The 23,755-nt window shown below is 57.9% G+C and carries 19 protein-coding genes and 1 pseudogene; 19 read left to right on the top strand and 1 reads right to left on the bottom strand.

Going from position 1 to position 23,755, the window contains the following annotated elements:
- The first annotated feature begins 241 nt into the window (after positions 1 to 241).
- The 3 genes from AC3CHX_RS12405 (at position 242) to AC3CHX_RS12395 (ending at position 4,745) form a co-directional block, all read left to right on the top strand.
- Positions 242 to 1,759 carry a purine-cytosine permease family protein gene (locus AC3CHX_RS12405; RefSeq protein WP_488644303.1) on the top strand — a complete coding sequence of 506 codons (1,518 nt, stop codon included), beginning with the start codon at positions 242 to 244 and terminating at the stop codon, positions 1,757 to 1,759.
- Positions 1,760 to 1,801: 42 nt separating this feature from the next.
- Positions 1,802 to 3,490, top strand: a complete 1,689-nt coding sequence (betA, locus tag AC3CHX_RS12400) for a choline dehydrogenase (protein WP_488644302.1) — start codon at positions 1,802 to 1,804, stop codon at positions 3,488 to 3,490.
- 106 nt (positions 3,491 to 3,596) lie between these two features.
- Entirely contained in the window at positions 3,597 to 4,745 is a 1,149-nt protein-coding gene (locus AC3CHX_RS12395) for a porin (RefSeq protein WP_488644301.1), read from the top strand.
- A 146-nt stretch (positions 4,746 to 4,891) separates the two neighbouring features.
- Here the strand turns inward: AC3CHX_RS12395 and AC3CHX_RS12390 are convergent, their stop codons facing one another.
- Positions 4,892 to 5,800 (bottom strand): LysR family transcriptional regulator, encoded by a 909-nt coding sequence (locus AC3CHX_RS12390; RefSeq protein ID WP_488644300.1) that lies wholly within the window; start codon positions 5,798 to 5,800, stop codon positions 4,892 to 4,894.
- A gap of 225 nt (positions 5,801 to 6,025) precedes the next feature.
- On the opposite strand from AC3CHX_RS12390, the gene speB reads away from it, so the two are divergent.
- The 16 genes and pseudogenes from speB (at position 6,026) to AC3CHX_RS12310 (ending at position 23,593) form a co-directional block, all read left to right on the top strand.
- Complete coding sequence (speB, locus tag AC3CHX_RS12385) at positions 6,026 to 7,009, top strand: agmatinase (RefSeq protein WP_488644299.1); 984 nt, start codon at positions 6,026 to 6,028, stop codon at positions 7,007 to 7,009.
- Positions 7,010 to 7,081: 72 nt separating this feature from the next.
- Entirely contained in the window at positions 7,082 to 7,942 is an 861-nt protein-coding gene (locus AC3CHX_RS12380) for a transporter substrate-binding domain-containing protein (protein WP_488644298.1), read from the top strand.
- Between the two features lie 13 nt (positions 7,943 to 7,955).
- Positions 7,956 to 8,627 carry an amino acid ABC transporter permease gene (locus AC3CHX_RS12375; RefSeq protein ID WP_488644297.1) on the top strand — a complete coding sequence of 224 codons (672 nt, stop codon included), beginning with the start codon at positions 7,956 to 7,958 and terminating at the stop codon, positions 8,625 to 8,627.
- Positions 8,624 to 9,286: an amino acid ABC transporter permease gene (locus AC3CHX_RS12370; protein ID WP_488644296.1), complete on the top strand. Its 663-nt coding sequence runs from the start codon at positions 8,624 to 8,626 to the stop codon at positions 9,284 to 9,286. Before AC3CHX_RS12375 ends, AC3CHX_RS12370 begins: the two co-directional genes overlap by 4 nt.
- Positions 9,283 to 10,188 (top strand): amino acid ABC transporter ATP-binding protein, encoded by a 906-nt coding sequence (locus AC3CHX_RS12365; RefSeq protein ID WP_488644295.1) that lies wholly within the window; start codon positions 9,283 to 9,285, stop codon positions 10,186 to 10,188. Before AC3CHX_RS12370 ends, AC3CHX_RS12365 begins: the two co-directional genes overlap by 4 nt.
- Before the next feature lie 33 nt (positions 10,189 to 10,221).
- Positions 10,222 to 10,602 (top strand): glycine cleavage system protein GcvH, encoded by a 381-nt coding sequence (gcvH, locus tag AC3CHX_RS12360; protein ID WP_488644294.1) that lies wholly within the window; start codon positions 10,222 to 10,224, stop codon positions 10,600 to 10,602.
- A 49-nt stretch (positions 10,603 to 10,651) separates the two neighbouring features.
- A complete protein-coding gene (gene gcvP / locus AC3CHX_RS12355) occupies positions 10,652 to 13,519 on the top strand; it encodes an aminomethyl-transferring glycine dehydrogenase (protein WP_488644293.1) in 2,868 nt (955 codons plus the stop codon).
- 99 nt (positions 13,520 to 13,618) lie between these two features.
- Positions 13,619 to 14,872, top strand: coding sequence for a serine hydroxymethyltransferase (gene glyA / locus AC3CHX_RS12350; protein WP_488644292.1), 1,254 nt, complete (start codon positions 13,619 to 13,621; stop codon positions 14,870 to 14,872).
- Between the two features lie 59 nt (positions 14,873 to 14,931).
- Entirely contained in the window at positions 14,932 to 16,311 is a 1,380-nt protein-coding gene (locus AC3CHX_RS12345) for an L-serine ammonia-lyase (protein ID WP_488644291.1), read from the top strand.
- Between the two features lie 51 nt (positions 16,312 to 16,362).
- Positions 16,363 to 17,487 (top strand): glycine cleavage system aminomethyltransferase GcvT, encoded by a 1,125-nt coding sequence (gene gcvT, locus AC3CHX_RS12340; protein ID WP_488644290.1) that lies wholly within the window; start codon positions 16,363 to 16,365, stop codon positions 17,485 to 17,487.
- A gap of 125 nt (positions 17,488 to 17,612) precedes the next feature.
- Positions 17,613 to 18,530 (top strand): annotated as a pseudogene (lipA, locus tag AC3CHX_RS12335) (lipoyl synthase); the annotation flags it as partial.
- Between the two features lie 238 nt (positions 18,531 to 18,768).
- Positions 18,769 to 20,208, top strand: a complete 1,440-nt coding sequence (locus AC3CHX_RS12330; protein WP_488644289.1) for an APC family permease — start codon at positions 18,769 to 18,771, stop codon at positions 20,206 to 20,208.
- A gap of 9 nt (positions 20,209 to 20,217) precedes the next feature.
- Complete coding sequence (locus AC3CHX_RS12325; protein WP_488644288.1) at positions 20,218 to 20,955, top strand: SDR family NAD(P)-dependent oxidoreductase; 738 nt, start codon at positions 20,218 to 20,220, stop codon at positions 20,953 to 20,955.
- 37 nt (positions 20,956 to 20,992) lie between these two features.
- Positions 20,993 to 21,784 carry an IclR family transcriptional regulator gene (locus AC3CHX_RS12320; protein ID WP_488644287.1) on the top strand — a complete coding sequence of 264 codons (792 nt, stop codon included), beginning with the start codon at positions 20,993 to 20,995 and terminating at the stop codon, positions 21,782 to 21,784.
- A 92-nt stretch (positions 21,785 to 21,876) separates the two neighbouring features.
- Positions 21,877 to 22,785, top strand: a complete 909-nt coding sequence (locus AC3CHX_RS12315; protein WP_488644286.1) for an NAD-dependent epimerase/dehydratase family protein — start codon at positions 21,877 to 21,879, stop codon at positions 22,783 to 22,785.
- A 25-nt stretch (positions 22,786 to 22,810) separates the two neighbouring features.
- The gene (locus AC3CHX_RS12310; RefSeq protein WP_488644285.1) at positions 22,811 to 23,593 is read left to right on the top strand and encodes a creatininase; all 783 of its coding nucleotides are present in this window, start codon (positions 22,811 to 22,813) and stop codon (positions 23,591 to 23,593) included.
- Positions 23,594 to 23,755 lie beyond the last annotated feature (162 nt).

Genomic DNA, 23,755 nt, shown 5'->3' with positions numbered 1-23,755 from the left:
ATCCCCCCACGACCCCAGCGGCGTCTTTGAAATTGGAACGGCAAAGCCGTCCCAGGGCAGCGCCTGCCCATAAGAGAGGCGCCGAGCGGCCACGGCGGGGTATAGGCGGTTTATCTGTGCACGGCGGGCGGTCTCGTCGGCGCAACGAAGACTCTCCGGTAGAGAGAGATTCGGACGAACACCAGGTCAATTGGTGTTGCGTCAATGCGATCAGTATCAACAATGAAAATCAGGAGACATCATGCAAACCAATACCACGGCCGCACCCGGCGCATCGCTGTGCGACGACAAGTCTGCAGTCGAAGCGCGTTCGATTGACTTCATTCCACATCACGAACGCACCGACAAACTCTCGAGCCAGGCCCCATTCTGGTTCCTCGGCAACTTCACCTTCTTCACGATGACCATCGGTTTCGTCGGTCCCAGCGTTGGCCTGACCTCCTTCTGGACCACACTGGCAGGTACGCTTGGCATCATGTTCGGCACGCTGTTCATGGCTTTCCACGGTTCGCAGGGGCCGCACCTGGGGCTGCCGCAGATGATCCAGTCGCGCGCGCAGTTCGGCTATCGCGGCGTGATTCTGGTGCTGATGGCGACGCTGTTTGTATTCGCCGGCTTCAACATCGTCAACCTGGTCTTGATGATGCAGGGCCTGCATACGCTGTTCGGCTTCAATCCCACGGTCGTCGCACTGGCCGTGACGGTGCCGGCGACCATTCTGGCGGTCCTCGGCCACGACTGGATGCACCGCAGCTTCAAATGGGCGCTGTGCCTGTCGATTCCGCTCTACGGCTTCGTGACGTTGGCGGTCCTGTTGCACTGGGTGCCCGATGCGCCGTTGCCGCCGGTCGCACCCGGCGCAGTCGCCCCGGCTCCTCTCGGCTTCAACTGGATCGGCTTCATCGCACAATTCGCCGCAGCGGCGAGCTACAACATCGCCTACGCTCCCTACGTTTCCGACTATTCACGCTACCTGCCCAAGAACACCTCAAGCGGGAAGCTGATCGCGGCCGTCTTCCTGGGCGCCTCGCTGTCCGGTGCATGGATGATCGCCGTGGGCGGTTGGCTGGCCGATCATCTGCACGCCACCGACGTGCTGGTCGCCCTGCAGCAGGTCGGCAACACCGTGTCTCCCTTTTTCGGCACGGTCGTCGTCGTCGTGACCATCCTGGCCTTCCTGCCTGTCATCGCCATGAACATCTACAGCGCGCAGCTGACCACGCTGACCAGCGTCGACTCCATCAAGCACATCGTGCCGACGCGCAAGGCGCGCATCCTTGCGATCGCTTTCGTGATCCTGCTGCAGCTGGTCGTGGCGCTGAGCATCCAGGGCTCGGGCAAGGGGCTGTCGGTGCTGGGCATCTACCTGGTTGTCATGCTGTACTTCCTGGTGCCATGGACCGCAGTCAACCTGACCGACTACTTCTTCGTGCGCAAGGGCCGCTACGCCATCCCGCACTTCTTCATGCAGCACGACAACATCTACGGCAACTGGGGCCTGCGCGGCATCGCCTCGTATGCCATCGGCTTCTTCGCCATGGTCCCGTTCTTCTGCGTCTTCGACAGCGAAAACCGCGAGGTCTACGTCGGCCCGCTCGCCAAGTCGCTCGGCAACATCGACGTTGCCTGGCTCGTCGGACTGATCGTATCGGGGCTCGTGTACTACTGGTTCAGCCGCTCGATCGACCTGCAACGCGAAGAGGCCGTGATCCGGCACATCGAGAAGACATCCCCGCAATACACCACCGGGGACAAGTAGGCCGGGTGTCCTGCGCTGCGAAACGATTTTCTGGAGATAAGCATGACAACCAAACAATTCGACTACATCATCGTCGGGGCCGGGTCGGCCGGCTGCGTGCTGGCCAACCGCCTGAGCAAGGACCCGAGTATCTCGGTGCTGCTGCTCGAATACGGCGGCAGCGACCGCAGCGTGATCATTCAGATGCCGAGCGCGTTCTCGATGCCGATGAATACCAAGAAATATAACTGGCGCTTCGAGACCGAACCGGAACCCTATCTCGGCGGCCGCCGTTTGAACTGTCCGCGCGGCAAGGTGCTGGGAGGGTCTTCTTCGATCAACGGCCTGGTCTACATCCGCGGTCACGCCTCCGACTTTGACCAATGGGAGGAACTTGGCGCCAAGGGTTGGGGCTATCGCAACTGCCTGCCGTACTTTAAACGTGCTGAAAACTACAAATTCGGCGGCGACGATTACCGCGGCACAGACGGGCCCCTCTGCACCAACAACGGCAACAATATGCAGAATCCGCTGTACGGCGCCTGGGTGGAAGCAGGGGCGCAGGCCGGCTACATCAAGACCGACGACTGCAATGGCCACATGCAGGAAGGCTTCGGCGCGATGCACATGACTGTCAAGAACGGCGTGCGCTGGTCCACCGCCAACGCCTACCTGCGCCCGGCGATGAGCCGCCCGAATCTGACCGTCGTCACCCACGCGATGACGCGTCAGATCCTGCTCGAGGGCAAGCGCGCCGTCGGCATCGTCTACGATTGCGACGGCCAGACGCACACCGTGCGCTGTAAGCGCGAGGTTCTGGTCTCGACCGGGCCGATCGGCTCGCCGCACCTGTTGCAGTTGTCCGGCATCGGGCCGTCCGAAGTGCTGCGCAAAGCCGGCATTGCGGTCAAGCATGAGCTGCCCGGCGTTGGCGAAAACCTGCAGGATCACTCTGAGATCTACATCCAGTTCAAGTGCAAGCAGCCGATCACGCTCAACAGCAAGATGAATCTGTTGGGCAAGTTCCTGATCGGCCTGCGCTGGCTGCTGTTCAAGGATGGCCTTGGCGCCAGCAACCACTTCGAAGCGGGCGGTTTCATCCGCTCCGAGGTCGGCCTGCGCTGGCCCGATATCCAGTTCCACTTCCTGCCCGCGGCGATGCGCTACGACGGCAACAAACCGATCAAGGGCCATGGTTTCATGGTCCTGACCGGGCCCAACAAGCCCAAGAGCCGCGGTCATGTACGCGTCCGTTCCACGGACCCGTACGAGCATCCGGAGCTCCTTTTCAACTACCTGGAGCGCGAAGAAGACCGCGAAGGCTTCCGTCGCTGCGTGCGTTTGACACGTGAAATCATCGGCCAGCCGGCAATGGATGCCTACCGCGACTATGAGATCTCGCCGGGGCCGCAGGTGCGCACTGACGAGGAGATCGATGCCTTCGTGCGCGAGAATATGGAAAGCACCATGCATCCTTGCGGTTCCTGCCGCATGGGCGAAGACGACATGGCAGTGGTCGATTCCGACCTGCGCGTGCGGGGCATCGAGGGTTTGCGGGTGATCGACTCCTCGGTGTTTCCGACCGAGCCGAATGGCAACCTGAATGCGCCGACCATCATGCTCGCCGAGCGAGCCGCCGATCTGGTTCTGGGGTGTCAGCTCCTGCCCGCGTCCGCTGCGGCAGTCGGTCTTGCCAAAAATTGGGAAACGCGCCAGCGAACGAATGCGCCGGCGCGCGATGTCAGTGTGTAGTCCAGCGAAGCTGTTCGCTGTCAGAAAAACCTGGAATTGAAGGGGAGTGTGCGGTTGCAGTCGGTATTTATAAAAAATAGATTTTTCTAATCCTTGGGAGTGATACATGAAGAAAGTGGTTCTGGTTGCAGGTTTGTTGAGTGGTATTGCCGGCATGGCGCAGGCACAAACCAACGTCACCATTTATGGCGTGATCGATTTGGGCATGAACTACACCAACAATGTCGGTGGTAAAAGTTCGGTTCAAATGGAAAGCGGCTACGCACAAGGCAGCCGTCTCGGCTTCAAAGGCAACGAAGACCTGGGTGGTGGCCTGAGTGCTTTATTCCAGATTGAAAACGGCTTTAACGCCGATACCGGCGTGCTCGGTCAAGGCGGCTTGATGTTCGGACGCCAGGCCCTGGTCGGTTTGTCGAGCACGACTGCCGGTACTGTCACACTGGGTCGTCAATATGACTCCGTGGTCGATTTTCTCGCACCAATGACAGCGAACGGCAACTGGTCTGGCTTGCTGTTCTCGCATCCGCTGGATAACGACAACACCGATAACTCGTTCCGCATCAATAACTCGGTCAAGTACACCAGCCCAACGCTTGGTGGCTTCACGTTCGGCGGCCTGTATGGCTTCGGCGAAACAGCCGGCGATAACGCCAAGAACCGTACCTACAGTCTGGGTGCGAGCTATGCTAACGGCCCATTGACGGCTGGCCTGGCGTACATGAATCTGAGCCGTACCGGTACTACTGCCAGCGGTTCCATCACGCCAACTGATGCCAACTTCCTGGCCGACCAGCAAAAGATCTTCGGCGCAGGCATTAACTACGCGATCGCTGCGGCGACGCTTGGGGTCGTATATACCAACACTAATCTGACCAATCCAACGGGCGGTAATGCTTACATTAACTCGTTTGCACCAGCCGTCGGCACATTGCATTCGCTCAGGTTCCAGAACTTCGAAATCAATGCCAAGTATGACTTCACACCAGCGTTTTACGCCGGCGCGATGTATACCTACACGCAAGCCAAGTACGACACAACGGTTGGCAATGCCAAACCAAAATGGTCGACCTTTGGTCTGATGGCGAATTACAGCTTCTCCAAGCGGACTGGCGTTCATCTGCAAGGCGTTTACCAAAAGGTCGGCGGCGATACGACTGGATCGTCACTCGATCAGGCCACCATCCCCGGTTCCGCCGGTTCTTCGGAGAATGACAGGCAAGTTGCCATCCGTGCAGCAATCACTCACCAGTTCTAAGCACTACCTTGTCGGTTTGCCGATGAGTGGCAGTAGCGAGACGTCCCTGGGAGCCTCCCAGATTACCCATTCGAATTTGAGTGGGTTTTTTTGGGTCGCCTAATATCCACCGCATACCGATTAACGCGACAAAGGCCTCCGGTCAGCTATACAGCACGCTGTGCAGACAGTTCAGCGTAAAAATCATCGAGCATGACATCGACCACTTTCGGGCGATGCGGTTTTTCTCGTGCGACCAGGAAGAATGTGGACTCCAGTGCCGTCCTGGGAATCGCCAGCAGGCGCAAATCGTCGCGCTCTACCCACGCACGGGCATAGTGCTCTGGAAGATAGCCAAGATGATGGCCGGCCATGATCAGCATGGCCTGGGCCTCCATGTTGGAAACGAATGCGGTAGGGCGCAGCAGTTCGTGCAGCACTGTATTGTCCGGTCCGAGATAGGAACGGGAGACCGAGGGCAGGCCGGTCACATCGGCAAGGTGCAATTTTCCGTTCGCACGCCCATACAGGGGATGTTGCCGCCCGCAATAAAGCGCATGACGCTCTCGATAGACAGAGTCGTAGGAAAAGCCCTCCACCCGCTGTTGCAAGGGGCCGATCACAACGTCAAGATTTCCGCAAAGCAGCTCACGCTGCAACTCGATGGGACTGGCGACAATCAGATGAATTTGCACATCGTTGACACGTTCACCAAAGCGTCGCAATGCCCGGACCAGCACGAAATCCGGATTGGTAATCGTGCTGTCCACCACGCCGATGCGAATCGTTCCCGTCAGGCGGTCCAGAAGCTCGCCCATGTCGCGCGCAAAGCTATCCAGTTCCTGTAACACACCTTTGGCTTTCTCATAGGCCGTCTGTCCCTTGTCCGTCAGGAAAAAACCTTTGCGACCCCGTTCGCACAAGCGGAATCCGAGTCGGTCTTCGATGAGTTTAATGTGGGTGCTGATCGACGCCTGGCTGGCGTAAAGCGCGGATTGTGCGCCGACAAAACCGCTATTCTCGACGACCGCGCAAAACACTCTCAGACTTTTGATATCGATGTCGCTGACTTTCATATGTCGCTATTCCAATGCGTAATGTTAAGTGATTGAAGGCATCATTTCCTACAGGCCATAGGAGTGTCGCGCCCATTTTTTCGCTACACGGATCAAGGAACTTACAGCGCGATAATACATCAATAATCCTGATTTAATCATCATAAGATTCTACGTTTACAATGTATTAGGGCCGTCCTAATATGCAATCTCTCTCTAGCAAGTTACAAAAGAAAGGATGCATATATGACTGATAATGCTTATCAAAGCGGCCGTCTCGACTTGCCTTTTGTCGGACACTGTACGTTTGCCAAGGCGCCGGCCTGTATCGACTGGAATGCGATTGATGCGGATGTGGCAGTGATCGGGGTACCCAATGACATGGGGACGCAATGGCGATCCGGCGCACGTTTCGGACCGCGCGGCATTCGCGAAGCGTCGACCTTGTTTTCGTTTGGCCATGCCGGCGCTTACGATCACGAAGACGACAAGCTCTATCTGACCCGGGATCAGGTGCGGATGGTCGATGTCGGCGATGCGGACATTGTCCATACCGACATGGTGAAAAGCCATGCCAACACTGAGTTTGCGATCCGCAAGATTCTGGCGGCAGGAGCGATGCCATTAGTGCTCGGCGGCGATCACTCGATCCACGCTCCGGTAATCAAGGCATTCGATGCGGTCGGCCCGATCCACATCATTCATTTCGATGCGCATCTGGACTTTGTCGATGAACGTCACGGCGTACGTTACGGCCATGGGAATCCGCTGCGCCGGGCTTCGGAAATGACGCATATCACCGGCATGACGCAGCTCGGAATTCGCAATGTTTCCTCCTCCAACAATCAAGACTATGAAGACGCCCGTTGCGCCGGGTCAAAAATCTTTTCAGTGCGTCAAATTCGAAAAATGGGAGTGGCGGCAATTCTGGACGCGATCCCGGTTGAGAAGAACTACTACATAACGATCGATATAGACGGCTTCGACCCATCGATCGCACCGGGCACCGGTACACCCAGCCATGGCGGGTTCCTGTACTACGAAGTGCTGGAAATTATCCAGGCGCTGGTGACGCGCGGCGGGGGAAACATCGTTGGGATGGATCTGGTCGAAGTTGCGCCTGCTTATGATTTGAGCGGTGTCACTTCCATCCTTGCTGCTCAGCTTCTGCTAAATAGTATCGGTTTCATTTTCCACGCCCGTAAGGAGAAGAAATCCCTGGCACGCTGAACAGGCCATTTGCGCAAGCGATGCCAATGATTTTTTGAACATCCATTTTAATCATCCATCAAGGAGACAAATATGAAAACTCAGTCGAAGTGTTTCGTCATTGGCATCGCTCGCGTTTTATTAATCGCCGCCGCAGCGCATTTGCCTTCAGTGCATGCCGCCGGTCTGCTTGATGGCGTGCAGCAGAAAAAGGAACTCGTTGTCGCCACAGAAGCAGCATATGTGCCGTTCGAGTACGTAGAAGACGGGAAAATCGTGGGGTATGGCCCAGACCTGATGCGATACATTCTGGCGGGCCTTCCTGCGGTCAAGCTGCACCAAATGGACCTGCCGTTCCAGGGCATACTTCCCGGCCTGGCTGCGAAAAAATATGACATGGCGATCACTTCGCTGTTCATTACGAAAGAGCGTGCCGACAAATTCGCGTTTACGCTACCCATCGCCGACGCAACCGTCGCGCTCCTGCGCAGAAAAAACGATGGCGCGCTAAGCAAACCGGAAGATATCGGCGGTCGCATTGTGGGTTCCCAGGCAGGCTCGGGAATGCTTAAAACTTTGCAAGCCTACGACAATAAGCTGAAGGAATCCGGTAAGCCGGGCGTCAAGGAAATCAAACAGTACGTGAGCATGGATGAAGCATACGCCGATCTCGCTGCCGGTCGGCTTGACGCCGTAGCGCAGGCACTGTCGAATCTTGGCGGCATTATCAAATCGCGACCAGACACCTTTGCCATCGTGCTGCCAGCCATTGGACCGAAATCCTATTATGCATGGGCAGGAAGAAAAGACGCTGACAGCGCGTCACTTGTCAAATTCTTTAGCGATGGCATCGCCAAAGCAAATGCTACCGGCAAGATGAAAGAACTGCAGCTCAAGTGGTTTGGATTCGAGATGCCGGTTCCATCAGACCGCGTACCTGAGCCAACGATGTAAGCGGGAGACAGAAATGCTTTCGCTGCTCACTATTGAACGCATTGCCGGTTATCTGCCAAGTCTCGCTTCAGGTGCCTTCACCACGATGCTGGTGTCTGGGATTGCCATTGTCCTCGGGTTCTTTGGCGGGATTGCCATCTATGTCGCGCGTTTTTCCGGATTCATGATGCTAAACAAGCTGGCGGCCGTATTTGTCAGCTTTTTTAGAGGAACGCCGATGCTTGTCCAGTTGCTGATGCTGTTCTACCTGCCGTCTGCCGCAGGCATCGAGCTCAATCCTTACTTGGCCGGGATCATTGCTCTTGCGCTGAATACTTCAGCGTACCAATCCGAGATCTTGCGGAGTGGTTTCCAGGCCATCCCACGTGGGCAAATCGAGGCTGCGCAAATCATGGGGTTGTCGCCCTTGCAGATTCTTGGGCGCATCCAGGTCCCGCAAGTTATCCGAATGACGTTGCCTTCGCTGGTCTCGGAGACCGTCGACGTTATCAAAGGGTCAGCGGTGATTTCGGTGATTGCTGTGATTGACCTGTTGCGGGTTGGACGTCAGCTGGTCGGAACGACTTATCGTCCGCTGGAGGTGTATTTAATGATGGCAGTCGTCTATCTGGTGCTTACATCGGTGATTCAGGTCGCAGGTCGCGTACTTGAATCCCGGCTTTCTTCTACAGGCCAGCAATCATGAATATTGACTTCATCATTTCGATGGTGCCGCAATTCGGCGCGGCTGCGCTGATCACCCTCGGCATCAGCATTGGTTCGATTGCTGGCGGCGTGGTACTCGGATTCCTTGCTCACGGTCTTTATCGGGCTTTTCCACGATTTTTGAAAAAGGCTTATGGGTCGTACGTCTGGGTGATACGAGGAACGCCGTTTTTGGCCCAACTGTTCGTCATTTATTATGGGCTTCCCTCTGTCGGGTTCACGCCGACTGCGGTACAGGCGACGATTGGCGGGCTCGCCCTTTACGCCAGTGCCTATTTCGCAGAGATCTTTCGTTCGGCCTGGAGTGCCATACCCCGTGGCCAGGCGGAAGCAGCGTGCAGCCTGGGGGTTTCGCCACTCGCCATTTTCGTGCATATCGAAGCGCCTCAAGCCTTGAGATTTGCCATTCCTCTGATCGTCAATCAAGCCATTCTGATCCTCAAAGAGTCTTCGGTGGCGTCGATTATCACCGTGCCCGAACTGACGATGACGGCAGGAATCCTGGTTGCCGAAAACTTTCTTTATGTGGAGCCATATCTCTTGCTCGCACTTACCTATTGGTTTTTAACCCACGTGGTTTCCGAAATCGGGCGCCAATTCGAACAACGGATCAATCTTCGCCAAAGGGGGGGAATATGACTAGCTCAGGACCAATGATTGAAATGCGTGGCGTCGGGAAATTGTATGGGTCACATCGTGTTTTGCAGGATTTCAATTTGGCGGTGCAGCACTCTGAAATCGTCTCCTTGATCGGCCCCTCGGGTTCTGGAAAAACAACGGCATTACGCTGCATAAATTTTCTGGAGCATTACGACGAAGGCGAGGTAAGCGTCAAGGGACGGATTCTTGGCTTCGAAGTTGGCAACAATGGAAAGAAGGTCTTGCAGAGCCGCAGAACGTTGGCTTCTGTTCGAAGTCCGCTCGCAATGGTCTTTCAACAATTCAATCTGTGGCCGCATATGACCGCACTTGAGAACGTGATGGCGCCACTCATTCTGGCTCGCCGGTTAAATCGAATCGATGCGCGAGCACGGGCGGAACAGGCCTTGGAGCGCGTGGGGTTGCGGGTCAAAGCGGGTAATTATCCGTGCCAGCTTAGCGGAGGGCAACAGCAACGGGTCGGCATCGCGCGCGCCTTGGCCGTCGATCCGGAAGTGATGCTGCTGGATGAACCGACCTCGGCCCTGGATCCGGAATTGGTTGGGGAAGTCCTTGAGGTGATTAAAGGCTTGGCGGCGGATGGCATGACGATGGTAATGGTCACACACGAGATGAGTTTTGCGGCGGAAGTTTCTTCACGCGTCGTATTCATGGAGGCAGGGAAGGTCGTAGAAATCGGCACGCCAAAAGCCATTTTTGGTAACCCTTCATCGGACCGCCTTAAGCGGTTTCTTGCGCCATGGTACCGCCGCAGTCTCGGTGCCGGCCTGGGGGCAGCTGAAGCAACTTCAGCTGAAACGGGCATGCATGACAGTCACGACGCCGTAAGGTATTCAGATGGCCACGTGACCGCGATTAACGGGTTAGCACCCGGATTTTAAGAATCAGTAACTTCATTTAAAGGAAATGAATAAATGAGCAAGATCAGATATACCGAAGACCACGAATGGCTGCGGATCGAAGACGATGGTCTCGTGACGGTTGGCATTACCGATTTCGCCCAGGGACATCTGGGTGATCTGGTGTACATACAACTGCCGGCAATAGACAAGGCGCTTGCCAAGGGTGAAGAGGCAGCGACGATTGAGTCGGTTAAAACAGCCGGTGAAATCACGATGCCGGTCGCCGGGATTGTGGTTGAAGTGAATACGACGCTCACTGACGAGCCGGGCAAGGTCAACGAGGACCCGATGGGGGGCGGATGGTTCATCAAGATGAAGATGAATGAACCCGGTGAGCTCGATAGCCTCATGAACGAGGCTGCATACGCCGCATTCGTCAACGGTCTGGGTTAAAGCCCAAGCCGTTTGATCACAACATTGACTAATTACGATGGATGTCACCATGACTCAGTTAAGACCGGTATTTGAGGATCTGCAGCAGCACACCGATTTCATCGGCCGTCATATCGGACCGGATGAGAGCGAACAACAGGCGATGCTGGCCGCGCTCGGCTTCGATTCGATGGATGCGCTGATGCGCAAGGTGATCCCGACCGCGATTCTGTCGACGCAGCCGCTTGCACTCGACAGCGCCCGCAGCGAAGCCGAAACGCTGGCGTTGTTGCGTCAGATCGCGGACAGGAACCAGGTCTTCAAGTCGTATATCGGCATGGGTTACTACGACTGCCATACGCCGACCGTGATCCTGCGCAACCTGCTGGAGAATCCTGCCTGGTACACCGCTTACACGCCGTATCAGCCAGAGATTTCGCAAGGCCGGCTGGAAGCGCTGCTCAACTTCCAGACCATGGTGACGGACCTGACCGGCATGCAAATCGCCAACGCTTCGCTGCTGGATGAAGCCACCGCAGCGGCCGAAGCCATGACCTTTTGCCAGCGGCTGTCAAAAAGCCGGAGCAGGACGTTTTTTGTCTCGCAAGACTGTTACCCGCAAACCATCGATGTGGTACGCACGCGGGCAGCGCCGATCGGCGTCGAGGTCGTGGTCGGCGACCATCGCAAAGATCTCGACCGGCTGGAATGTTTTGGCGTGCTGTTGCAATACCCGACGCTGAGCGGAGAGATTCACGATTATGCAGATACGGTCAAACAGGCGCACGGGAAGCAGGCGCTGGTAGTCGTTGCAGCGGACCTGCTGGCGTTGACCCTGCTCAAGCCGCCAGGCGAATTTGGCGCCGATGTAGTGATCGGCAGCGCCCAGCGTTTCGGCGTGCAGCTCGGTTATGGCGGCCCGCATGCCGCCTACTTCGCTACGCTGGATGTCCATAAGCGGCTGATGCCCGGACGCCTGGTCGGGGTGTCGATCGACCAACACGGCGACCCGGCCTACCGGCTGGCGATGCAGACCCGCGAGCAGCATATCCGCCGTGAAAAGGCCACCAGCAATGTCTGCACCGCGCAGGTGCTGCTCGCCAATATCGCCGGCATGTATGCGGTCTATCATGGGCCGCAAGGTCTGAAGACCATCGCCCGGCGGGTACACCGCCTGAGCACGACCCTGGCCCAGGGCTTGCGCCAGCTGCAATATGTGGTGCCGACGCAGGCCTTCTTCGACACCATTACCGTGCACACCGGCAGCCACACACAGGCAATTCACGCGGCCGCACGCAGTCAGTCGGTCAACCTGCGGGCGATCGACGATGGCAGCGTCGGTATTGCACTCGATGAAACGACCACCTGTGAAGAGGTGGAAGCGCTATGGCGGATCTTCGCCGGCAATGGCAAGGCCCTGCCGTCGTTCGCGGCGATCGAGGCTGCAGTCGCCGATTGCATTCCGACGGCGCTGGTGCGCGTCAGTGCATTCCTCACGCATCCCGTATTCAACAGCCATCACTCCGAAACCCAGATGCTGCGCTATCTGCGGGCACTGGCCGACAAAGACCTGGCGCTCGACCGCACGATGATTCCGCTTGGCTCGTGCACGATGAAACTGAACGCCACCACCGAGATGATTCCGGTCACATGGCAGAAATTCGGCGCGATGCACCCGTTCGCGCCGCTCGACCAGGCCCTGGGCTATCAACAGTTGGTAGCCGAGCTGGAACAGATGCTGTGCGTCTGCACGGGCTATGACGCCGTCTCGCTACAGCCGAACGCCGGCTCGCAGGGGGAATATGCCGGCCTGCTGGCGATCCGCGCCTACCACCAAAGCCGGGGCGAGGGACAACGCAATATCTGCCTGATCCCCAGTTCCGCACATGGCACCAATCCGGCCACCGCGCACATGGCCGGCATGCAGGTGGTGGTGGTGCGGTGCGACGATCAGGGCAACGTCGACGTCGCGGACCTGCGGGCCAAGGCCGACCTGCATGCGCTGGATCTGGCTGCACTGATGATCACTTACCCCTCGACGCATGGCGTGTTCGAACAGGCGATTATCGAGATTGCAGACATCATCCACGGTCATGGCGGCCAGGTGTATATCGACGGGGCCAACATGAACGCGATGGTGGGCCTGTGCGCACCTGGAAAATTCGGCGGCGACGTCTCGCACCTCAATTTGCACAAGACGTTCTGCATTCCACACGGTGGTGGCGGTCCCGGTGTCGGTCCGATCGGCGTCAAAGCGCATCTGGCGCCGTTCCTGCCCGGGCATCGGATGATGGAAAGCGGCATCGCTCCGGTTGCCGCGGCGCCTTGGGGCAGCGCCAGCATCCTGCCGATCACCTGGGCCTACATTACCCTGATGGGGGCTCAGGGACTGAAGCAGGCGAGCCAGGTGGCGATCCTCAACGCCAACTATATTGTGCATCGGCTGGCGCCGCATTATCCAATCCTGTATGCGGGCAGCAACGGCATCGTCGCTCACGAAGGCATCATCGACCTGCGGCCGCTCAAGGACAAGACCGGCATCACGGTTGAGGACGTGGCGAAACGCCTGATCGATTTCGGGTTCCATGCACCGACCATGTCCTTCCCGGTGGCGGGCACCCTGATGATCGAGCCAACCGAGAGTGAATCGAAGCAAGAACTCGACCGCTTCTGCGATGCAATGATCGCCATCCGGGAAGAGATCCGGGCCGTCGAAAACGGCCGCATCAATGCCGCAGACAGTCCGTTGCGTCACGCGCCGCACACGGCACTGGAGCTGGCCGGTGGCTGGGAACACGCCTACTCCCGCGAGCAGGCGGCATTTCCGGTGCGGGCGCTGCGCCAAAGCAAGTATTGGCCTCCGGTCGGGCGGGTTGACAACGTGTACGGCGACCGCAATCTGGTCTGCTCATGCCCGCCAATGTCGGATTACGAATAAAGCGTCTTTAAGTAACAGCAAAGATATTTTCCGACCCTGAGCGAATGGAAGTCCGAGCGCTTGGGGTTGACCTGTCACCCAAATTAACTGGAGGAAGCGATGTTTTCCAAAGATATGCAGATTGAGAATTTTGACGAAGAACTGTGGGCGGCGATTCAACGTGAGACTGTACGCCAGGAGCAGCACATCGAGCTGATCGCCTCGGAAAACTACACCAGCCCGCGCGTTATGCAGGCACAGGGTAGCGTGCTGACCAACAAGTACGCCGAGGGCTATCCGGGTAAGCGCTATTACGGCGGCTGCGAAAATGTGGATGTCGTGGAACAGCTCGCTATCGATCGCGCCAAACAATTGTTTGGCGCCGATTGGGCCAACGTCCAGCCGCACTCCGGCTCGCAGGCCAATGCGGCGGTGTATATGGCACTCCTCAATCCAGGCGACACCATTCTCGGTATGAGCCTGGCGCACGGCGGTCATCTGACACACGGCGCCAAGGTCAGCTTTTCCGGCAAGATCTATAAGGCCGTACAGTACGGCCTTACCGATCAAGATGTGATTGACTATGACGAAGTCGAACGACTCGCTCTGGAACATAAGCCGCGCATGATCGTCGCAGGTTTTTCCGCCTATTCGCGCATCCTTGATTTCCCGCGTTTTCGTGCAATTGCCGACAAGGTCGGGGCTTACCTGTTTGTCGATATGGCCCACGTGGCCGGTCTGGTGGCGACGGGGCATTATCCCAATCCGGTACCCTTTGCCGACGTAGTGACAACCACGACGCACAAGACATTACGCGGTCCTCGTGGCGGACTGATCCTTGGCCGTCCCGGCGAAGAAATCGAGAAAAAGATCAGATCGATGGTTTTTCCCGGCACGCAGGGCGGGCCTTTAATGCACGTGATTGCCGCCAAAGCGGTCGCATTCAAGGAAGCGCTGCAGCCCGCCTTCAAAGAATATCAGGAGCAGGTAGTGGCGAACGCCAGGGCCATGGCCGAGACGTTCATCGCGCGCGGCTACCGTATCGTTTCCGGCGGCACTGACGATCACCTGTTCCTGGTGGACCTGATCGACAAGGGCATTACCGGCAAGGCAGCCGACGCTGCGTTGGGCAGCGCCCACATCACGGTCAACAAGAATGCCGTGCCGAACGATCCGCAATCGCCGTTCGTGACCAGCGGCATTCGCATCGGCTCGCCAGCCATTACCACCCGTGGCATCAAGCAAGTGCAGGCGCGTGAATTGACCGGGTGGATGTGCGACATTCTGGATGATGTCAACAACCTGGCTGTCATCGATCGCGTTCGTGCGCAGGTCCAGCAACTCTGTGCCAATTTTCCGGTATACGGCAAGTAATCCCCTTAAATCCTATATTCCTTCCTGTTCAAGTGAAGAGAAAACGGAGGACAGATAATATGGCCATTAGCGTATTTGAATTGCTCAAGATTGGCATCGGCCCATCAAGTTCCCATACGGTTGGACCCATGCGCGCAGCGCTGCTGTTCGTGAGCGGACTCAGGGAGTCTGGTCAGCTGGCCCACACCGCGACCGTCAAGGCCGAGCTGTATGGGTCGCTAGGTGCTACCGGCAAGGGACATGGCAGCGACAAGGCAGTGCTGCTAGGTCTGCAAGGCGAGGCGCCGGATCTGCTGGATACCGATACCGTCGCGGACAAGCTTGCACTGATCCGTAGCGCCGGGCGCATCAAGCTGCTGGGGCAACACCTGATCCCGTTCATTGAGAGCGAACACCTGCTGCTCTACAAGAGGCAATCGCTTCCTTACCACCCGAATGGCATGCGCTTCACCGCCCATGATTGTGCTGGCATGGAAATCAGGAGCAAGGTCTACTACTCGGTTGGCGGTGGCTTCGTGGTCAACGAAGAGGCGGCCGGAACTGACCGTATCGTGCCGGATACAAGCGTGCTGCCGTATCCCTTTAAAAGTGGTCGCCAGCTACTCGATCTGTGCCGCCAGCATGGCCTGCCGATCAGTCAGATCATGCTGGAAAATGAAAAAGTCTGGCGCACAGAAGATGAAATTGGCAGTGGCTTGCTAAACATCTGGCAAGTAATGCAGCAGTGCGTCCGGAATGGCTGTGAAAACGAAGGCATCTTGCCCGGGGGACTCAAGGTGCGCCGACGCGCAGCCGAGCTGTATCGCAAGCTATCGACCCAGCCGGAAATCAGTCTGCGCGACCCGTTGACGACGCTCGACTGGGTCAACCTGTATGCCTTGGCCGTGAATGAAGAAAATGCGGCGGGCGGACGCGTGGTGACGGCACCGACCAACGGCGCGGCCGGGATTGTTCCGGCGGTGCTGCATTACTACCACCGCTTTGTTCCAGGTGCGAACGACGACGGCGTTGTACGTTTCCTGCTGACCGCAGCGGCGATCGGGATTCTGTACAAGGAGAACGCATCGATCTCCGGTGCGGAAGTCGGTTGCCAGGGGGAAGTCGGCGTCGCCTGTTCGATGGCCGCCGGTGCGCTGGCCGAGGTGATGGGCGGCACACCGGCGCAGGTCGAAAATGCAGCCGAAATCGGCATGGAGCACAACCTGGGACTGACTTGCGATCCGATCGGCGGACTGGTGCAGGTGCCTTGCATCGAGCGCAATGCGATGGGCTCGGTGAAGGCGATCAACGCGGCGCGGATGGCGTTGCGCGGCGATGGCAGGCACTTTGTTTCGCTCGACAATGTGATCAAGACCATGCGCGACACCGGCGCCGACATGAAAACAAAATACAAGGAAACGTCACGGGGCGGGCTCGCCGTCAACGTGATCGAGTGCTGACATGCTGCTGAGACGTTGGCCTGTTCCGATTAAATAAACAAGGACACTTTTATGGATACCACCACACAAGCGCTTGCCCGCACCCCGTTGTATGACCTGCATCTGGAGCTGGGCGCGAAGATGGTGCCCTTTGCCGGCTATCAGATGCCGGTGCAGTACCCGACCGGCGTACTCAAGGAGCACAGCCACACGCGCACGCGTGCGGGCCTGTTCGACGTCTCGCATATGGGGCAGGTGCGCCTGACCGGAAAACATGCCGCGGCTGCGCTGGAAAGCCTGGTGCCGGTCGATATCCTCGACCTTCCAGTGAATGCACAGCGGTATGCGGTATTTACCGATGAGAACGGCGGGATACTCGACGATCTGATGGTGGCGAATGGCGGCGACCACCTGTTCGTGGTGGTCAACGCCGCCTGCAAACAACAAGACCTGGCGCATATGCAAAAGCATCTGTCGGACCGTTGCGTAGTCGAAGAACTGAGCGAGCGCGCATTGCTGGCGTTGCAGGGGCCGGAGGCGGCGACTGTCATGGCGCGCCTGGCGCCTCACACCGCACAGATGATATTCATGCACACGGCCGTCGCCACGCTGGCCGGCGCCGAATGTTTCATCAGCCGCTCCGGTTACACCGGCGAAGACGGTTTCGAGATATCCGTGCCGAACGATCGGGCGGAAGCGCTGGCGCGACTGCTGCTGGCGCAGCCCGAGGTCGCGCCTATCGGCCTGGGCGCACGCGACTCGTTGCGGCTGGAGGCGGGACTCTGCCTGTACGGCCACGATATGGATGCCAACACGACACCGGTAGAAGCAAGTCTGGCGTGGGCGCTCTCCAAAGTGCGTCGCGTCGAGGGTGCGCGGGCCGGCGGCTATCCGGGCGCGGATATCATCTTGCGCCAGTTGGCCGAAGGCGTTGCACGCAAACGGGTCGGCTTGCTGGCGAGGGAGCGCATGCCGGTGCGCGAAGGGGTGCAACTGCTGGATGCCGAAGGCCGCGTGGTCGGCCAGGTCAGCAGCGGCAGCTTCGGCCCGACCTTGGACGGACCGGTGGCGATGGGTTATGTAGCGTCTGCCCACGCTAAATTGGGGACGGTGTTGCAAGCCATCGTACGCGGAAAGCCCGTATTGATCGAAGTTGCCAAGACACCGTTCACGCCCCAGCGCTATTACCGCGGCTGAATCTCGCATCGGTTCAAGCATCGCATTTTGCGTAAAACAGCATGATAGAGATCCCTATGAGCGAAGATAAGTTGAATATGGAAAAGCCGGTAACACGCCATCCGGTTCAAGCAGGGCAGAAGTTGCGTGGTGCAGAGAAGATGGCGCGCATACCGGTGAAGATTATCCCCATCGCGTCCGCTCAGCGCCTGCGCAAGCCTGAGTGGATTCGGGCCGAGTTTACCGGCACACGTGAAGTGCTGCGCCTGAAAGCGATCCTGCGCGAGAATCACTTGCATACGGTGTGCGAGGAAGCGAACTGCCCGAATATCGGCGAATGCTTCAAAAGCGGGACTGCTACTTTCATGATCATGGGCGACATATGCACCCGGCGCTGCCCATTTTGCGATGTCGGCCATGGTCGTCCCAATCCGCTTGATGTCGAAGAGCCGGGGAACCTGGCGAAGACGATTAAAGCCATGGGCTTGAAGTATGTGGTGATTACCTCGGTCGATCGCGATGATCTGCGCGACGGCGGTGCGGCCCACTTTGCCACATGTATTCAACAGACGCGCGAGCTCAGTCCGGGAATTTCGATTGAGATACTTACTCCCGATTTTCGGGGGCGTGTGGACGTCGCGCTTGAGATACTTGCGCAGACGCCGCCCGACGTATTCAACCATAACCTGGAAACCATTCCTCGTCTTTACCGTCAAGCCCGTCCCGGTGCGGATTATGACAACTCACTCAAACTATTACAACGCTTCAAGGCGCTCCACACGAAGGTGCCTACCAAATCCGGATTGATGCTGGGCCTGGGTGAAACCATTGAGGAAGTTGAAGCAGTGCTGCGGGATCTGCGTTCCCATGGCGTGGAAATGCTGACGCTCGGCCAGTATCTGCAGCCGAGCGACCACCATTTGCGGGTGGAGCGCTATGTCACGCCCCAGGAGTTCAATGCCTTGCGTGAGCTCGGCGTGAAGATGGGTTTCACCCATGTGGCCTCCGGTCCCATGGTGCGTTCCTCTTACCATGCCGACTTGCAAGCTAACGGGTCTTTCTAGGGCCTGTTGACATATAAATCGGGTGTGCGAATGGGGCTGGAACGACGCCATGCGGCGTTGTAGACCCATTCCCTCCGGGTTCAAACCAGATTCAAACCAAACCGCGCTCCAGCAGCGAAAAAATAGTTTTTGAAGATTCCGCGCAGCGGAATTTCAATCTTGTCAGGCGGGAGAGGGCAAGCCAAACTTCAGCTAAATCGGATAACCGATGACCCCCAGAAAAATACAGGAGACACGCATGAACCAGAATACGGCACTGCCCACTGATGCCCGCGCCGCCAATTTAGGCGCTTCCCCAACGTTGTCCGCAGTGCCGCACAGGCCACCGCCACATTCCCTCAGGGAGCGCTTGAACACCGCCGAAGTGGTCGGTCTCGCGATGGCCGACGTCTCACCTACCATGGCGGTCTTTCTGCTGACGGCAGGCGTCTTTGCCGCCGGCGGTACCTTCGCCGCAGGGGTCAATATCATCATGATGGGTATAGTGATACTCATCGCATTGTGTCTCGGTGAACTCGCGTCGATGTATCCCTCGGCCGGCGGCATGTACTCGATGGTAAAGGAAACGTTACCTGCGCCCATTAGCTGGATAACCATGTTCAACTATCTACTGCAGGGCGTCATCATTCCCGCCACGGTCGGTCTCGGGATCGCGCAATTCGCCAGGGATTTGTATCCAGGCTTTCCAATTCCGGATGCCATCATTGCATGCGCGTCAATTGGGCTGGCAGCCGGCATTGCCATGACCAAAGTTGAGATTGGCGCATGGCTGACCCTGATCATGGTGGCGGTGGAATTGACTGTTCTCGGGATCGTTACGGTGGCTGGTTTCACCCATCCGCATCAGGACCTGTATCAGCTGGTTTTCCATCCGGTGATGCTCGGCGGCGCAGGTGCCAGTGCTTCGAACATGTCAGTCGGTATGGTGGCGATGTTTGCCTCTTTGGCGCCGGCGTTCAACATCATCAACGGCTACGACGCCTCGCTGGGTTTCGTCGAAGAACTCAAGGGTGGTCGCAAAAACATTGGTAAAGCCGTCGTCTGGTCAGCCATCATTGCGTCCGTTACGATCATCGTCCCGCTGCTCGCCGCGATGGTGGCAGCTCCCGACCTGGTGGCGTTTCTGAAGGCGCCTTCACCGGTGCTGTACTCGGTTGAGCATGCGTTGGGACCGTGGGCAAAATACGTAGTCGACCTTGGCGTGATTGTCGCTCTGTTCAATGTGCTGCTGTCATTGATGATGTATTTCGGTCGTGGCGTATATGCAACCGGCAGAGATCGGGTCTGGCCTGAAGCGATCAACAAGCGGATCGGGACGCTGAACAGGTTTTCCGTACCGGGATGGGCAGTGGTCGCATTGGTGGTGCCGGCATGCATCCTGGTGTTTTTCAGTTATCTCGATTGGCTTGTGAACTTTGCAGGAACCATGATCGCCGCTGTGTATTTTTGCATAGGCCTCGCAGCGTTCTGGGCACGGATCAGCAAGAAAGACGTAGAACGGCCTTTCCGTATGCCGTTGTGGCCTATGCCGCCTCTTGTTGTCATCGCTTTCACCGGCTTCGCTTTGTACTCGCAGGAAATGCAGTATCTGTATGGTGAATTCATGCTCATCGCGGTTGGATTGGTGTGCTGGCTGTTGTCGAAGACTTGGACGCGCAATGCCGTGACCGTGAAATAGGAGATAGAGATGACCAGGAACGTTATAGCAATAACAGGTGCGGCACGCGGGATAGGGTTTGCTACCGCCATGCGATTTGCCAGCCAGGGCGGACTGCTGGCACTGAATTACGAGAGTACAAAAGAGGCGCTTGAACAGGTCACGTCGCTGGCCAGGGCGAATGGCGGCGACACCCTCCTGTTCCAGGGCGACGTCGCCGATCATGTTCGGGTCGAGGAATTCATCCGCACAACCGAATCGCACTTCGGACGGCTCGACGTATTGATCAACAATGCAGGGATCCTGCATTCAGTGGCCACCGTGGACGAATCATGGGAGCGATTCGAGCGCACGATAGCGGTCAATCTTGGCGGCACCTTTGCCTCGATTCGCGCGGCGCTGCCCGGTATGCTGAAACGCCGCAGCGGGAGGATCGTCAATGTCGCATCGGAGCTGGGGCTGATTGGCTTTGCATCGTACGCGTCGTACTGCGCATCCAAGGGGGCAGTCATCGCGTTGACCAAGGCAGTGGCGAAAGAAGTAGCGGCGTCCAATGTATTGGTGAACTGTGTCGCGCCCGGCCCGGTTGAAACCCATATGCTGGTCCACGATACGGTGGAATTCAATGACGAGACCCGCGAGCAGGTTCCGCTCAAGCGCTTCGGTCAACCTGACGAGATTGCCGCAGCGATCGAATTCCTGGCCGGCCCTGGAGGAAGTTTCATGGTCGGCCAGGTGATCAGCCCTAACGGCGGTACGGCGATCTGACCGTGCCTACCCATCTGCGCCCAGACAGGAGCTCAAAGTGACTATCAGCGTTCAGTCCTTGTTACGTGGCCTGGCCATTCTCGACGTCCTGGCAGATGCACCGGATGGCGTCGCCGGCGTGGCCGAGATCGCAAAAAGCACCGGGCTTTCACCGAGTACCGTGCATCGCCTTCTGACGACGCTGGTCGAATGCAGTTATGTCGGCCGCGACCACGACTCCAGGGGCTACGTCATCGGGCACCGGGTGATCCATTTTTCGTCCACGGTGATGCGGCGCACAGCGGGCCTGCGCTCGATGGTCCGCCCGCATCTCGATGCGATCACGGCGGAGACCGGGGAAACCAGCAATCTGGTGGTGCTGGACCAGAAGAATGCGGTGTACGTGGACCAGGTCGAAGGGTCGCGCGCGTTGCGGATGGTGCCTGGAATCGGCGCCATCTTCCCGGCCTATACCTCGGCATCGGCCAAGGCGATTCTCGCTTACCAGATCGATGACGCGCTGCTCGGCGCAATCTTCACCAAGGTGCCGTTGGTCAAAAGGGCATCCCATACCCTTACCGAGAAGGAGGCGTTCTTGCTTGCGCTGGACGACGTGATGAAGCGAGGGTATGCGATTGAAGAGGAGGAGCTGGAAGAGGGCGCCAGTTGCATCGCCGCACCGATTCGCGCTCAGGATGGGGTGGCGATTGCTGCCATCAGCGTGCCGGGGCCGACGGCGCGCGTGCTGGCGCCATCACCGGACCGGCTCGGCAATCTGGTCCGGAAACACGCGCTGCAGGTATCGGTAGCGCTTGGCTTCAAGCAGTGGTCCAAGGCCGCATCCGGATAACGCAAAGCACGCACCACACACAAAGAAATTTCTCATGGCGTGACGGAAGCCGGGGCTTCCCACGTCCAAATCAACCAATCGAAGGAGATCACATGAACGTAACAATGGTAACCGGCGGCCTGGGCTATGTCGGACGCAAGATCGTCGCCCAACTAAGCGAAGCGGGCAACAAGGTCGTCACTTTCAATCGTGACTATGCGGAGATCGATTCAGATCTGCTGATTGCCGTGCAGGGGGAGCTGTACGACATCCCTCGCATCGTCAAAACGATCCGGAAATACGGCGTCACGTCGATCATTCACACCGCAGCGATGTCACACCCGGACCTTTCGATCGAGTTGCCGTTGACCACCGTCGCCGCGAATATTGACGGCACGGTGCATCTTTTGGAGGCGATGCGCCTGGCCGGCATCACTCGCCTGGTGAATTTCTCGTCAGAAACGGTGTACGGCCATATCGACGGCGAGGTCAGCGAAGAATCGAAGCTGGCGCCGACCACGCCCTACGGGGTGACAAAGGTCGCCACCGAACTGTTCGGAAAAGTCTACAACGAACTGTTCGGCATGAAGGTGGCGTCCATTCGCGTCTCGGAAGTCTACGGCCCTGGAAACAAAATGCCGCAAGTCACTCGCGACATGATCAAGGCGGCCCTGGCCGGGCAGCCGTTCAAGATGGAAACCGGTGGCGACCACCAATTCCAGCTAATCCACATTGACGACGTGGCCCGAGCCGCGATTCTCGCGTCGCAGGCGAAAGATATCGACGGTTTCGTTTTCAACATTACCGGCGGCACGCGCTGCACCTTGCGCGAGATGGCTGCTATTGTCAGGCGACACCTGCCGCAAGCAGATATCGAACTCGGCGACGGTTTCTGGCATCTGGACCGGCAAGGCCCATGGAACCTCGACGCAGCCGAACGCGAACTCGGCTACCGCGCAAACTGGTCATTGGAAGAGGGCATCGGCGACTACGTCAACTGGTTGCGCGCCAACGCCTACTAATCGTCACCAACATGAAAGAATCCGAATGAAAACGAACATGATGGCTGAACTGACCTGGGTCGAATACCAGCAGCGCCTGAACACGGAAAACCTGACGGTGCTGCTACCGGTGGGTGCGGTGGAGCAGCATGGTCACCACCTGCCGATGGGAACGGACCATTTGATCCCGACCGCGATCTGCAAGGAAATCGCGAACCGGATTCCTGCAGTGGTCGCCGTACCGATCGCCTACGGCTACAAGTCGCAACCGCGCATGGGAGGCGGCAACCATTTCTGCGGCACCACCAGCCTGGACGGCGGCACGCTCACTGCCATCGTGCGGGACGTCATCAAGGAACTGGCGCGGCACGGCGTCAAGCAATTGGCGGTGATGAACGGGCATTGCGAGAACTTGTTCTTCATTATCGAAGGCGTCGACCTGGCGTTGCGCGAACTGCGCTATGAGGGCATTACCGACCTGAAAGTCGTACGTCTCGATTACTGGGACTTCACGACTGAGGAAACGCTGAAAAAATGCTTTCCGGATGGTTTCCCCGGCTTTGCACTGGAACATGCGGCAGTCCTGGAAACCTCGATGGGCATGCACATTTTTCCCGAGCTGGTACAGATCGCGCGCCTGGTAGACGACCCGCCCGCAGTATTTCCGCCGTATGACGTACACCCGACAAAACGCGAGTGGATCCCGCCATCCGGCGTGCTCTCGCCTGCCAAGGGTGCTTCAATCGAAAAAGGCGCCGCATTGTTCAATGAGTACGTTGAACGCATTTCGGCTGCACTAAGGAAAGAGTTCGCCGAGGTTAGCCAATGACGGTCCATATACCGCTCAATTATATTGGCGTGTGGGAGCGTAAGAAACTGCGGCGGGGTAGCGCGCCCTGGGACCTCACAACGCGCGTTTACTGGCTGCAAACGCCATCGTGGCACGCAGATATCCGGGTACCTGCGGAGCGTCCTGATTTTTCCGGGGTGG

The organism is Glaciimonas sp. OK215, from assembly GCF_057787885.1.
This window is presented reverse-complemented; position numbering and strand designations above follow the sequence as displayed.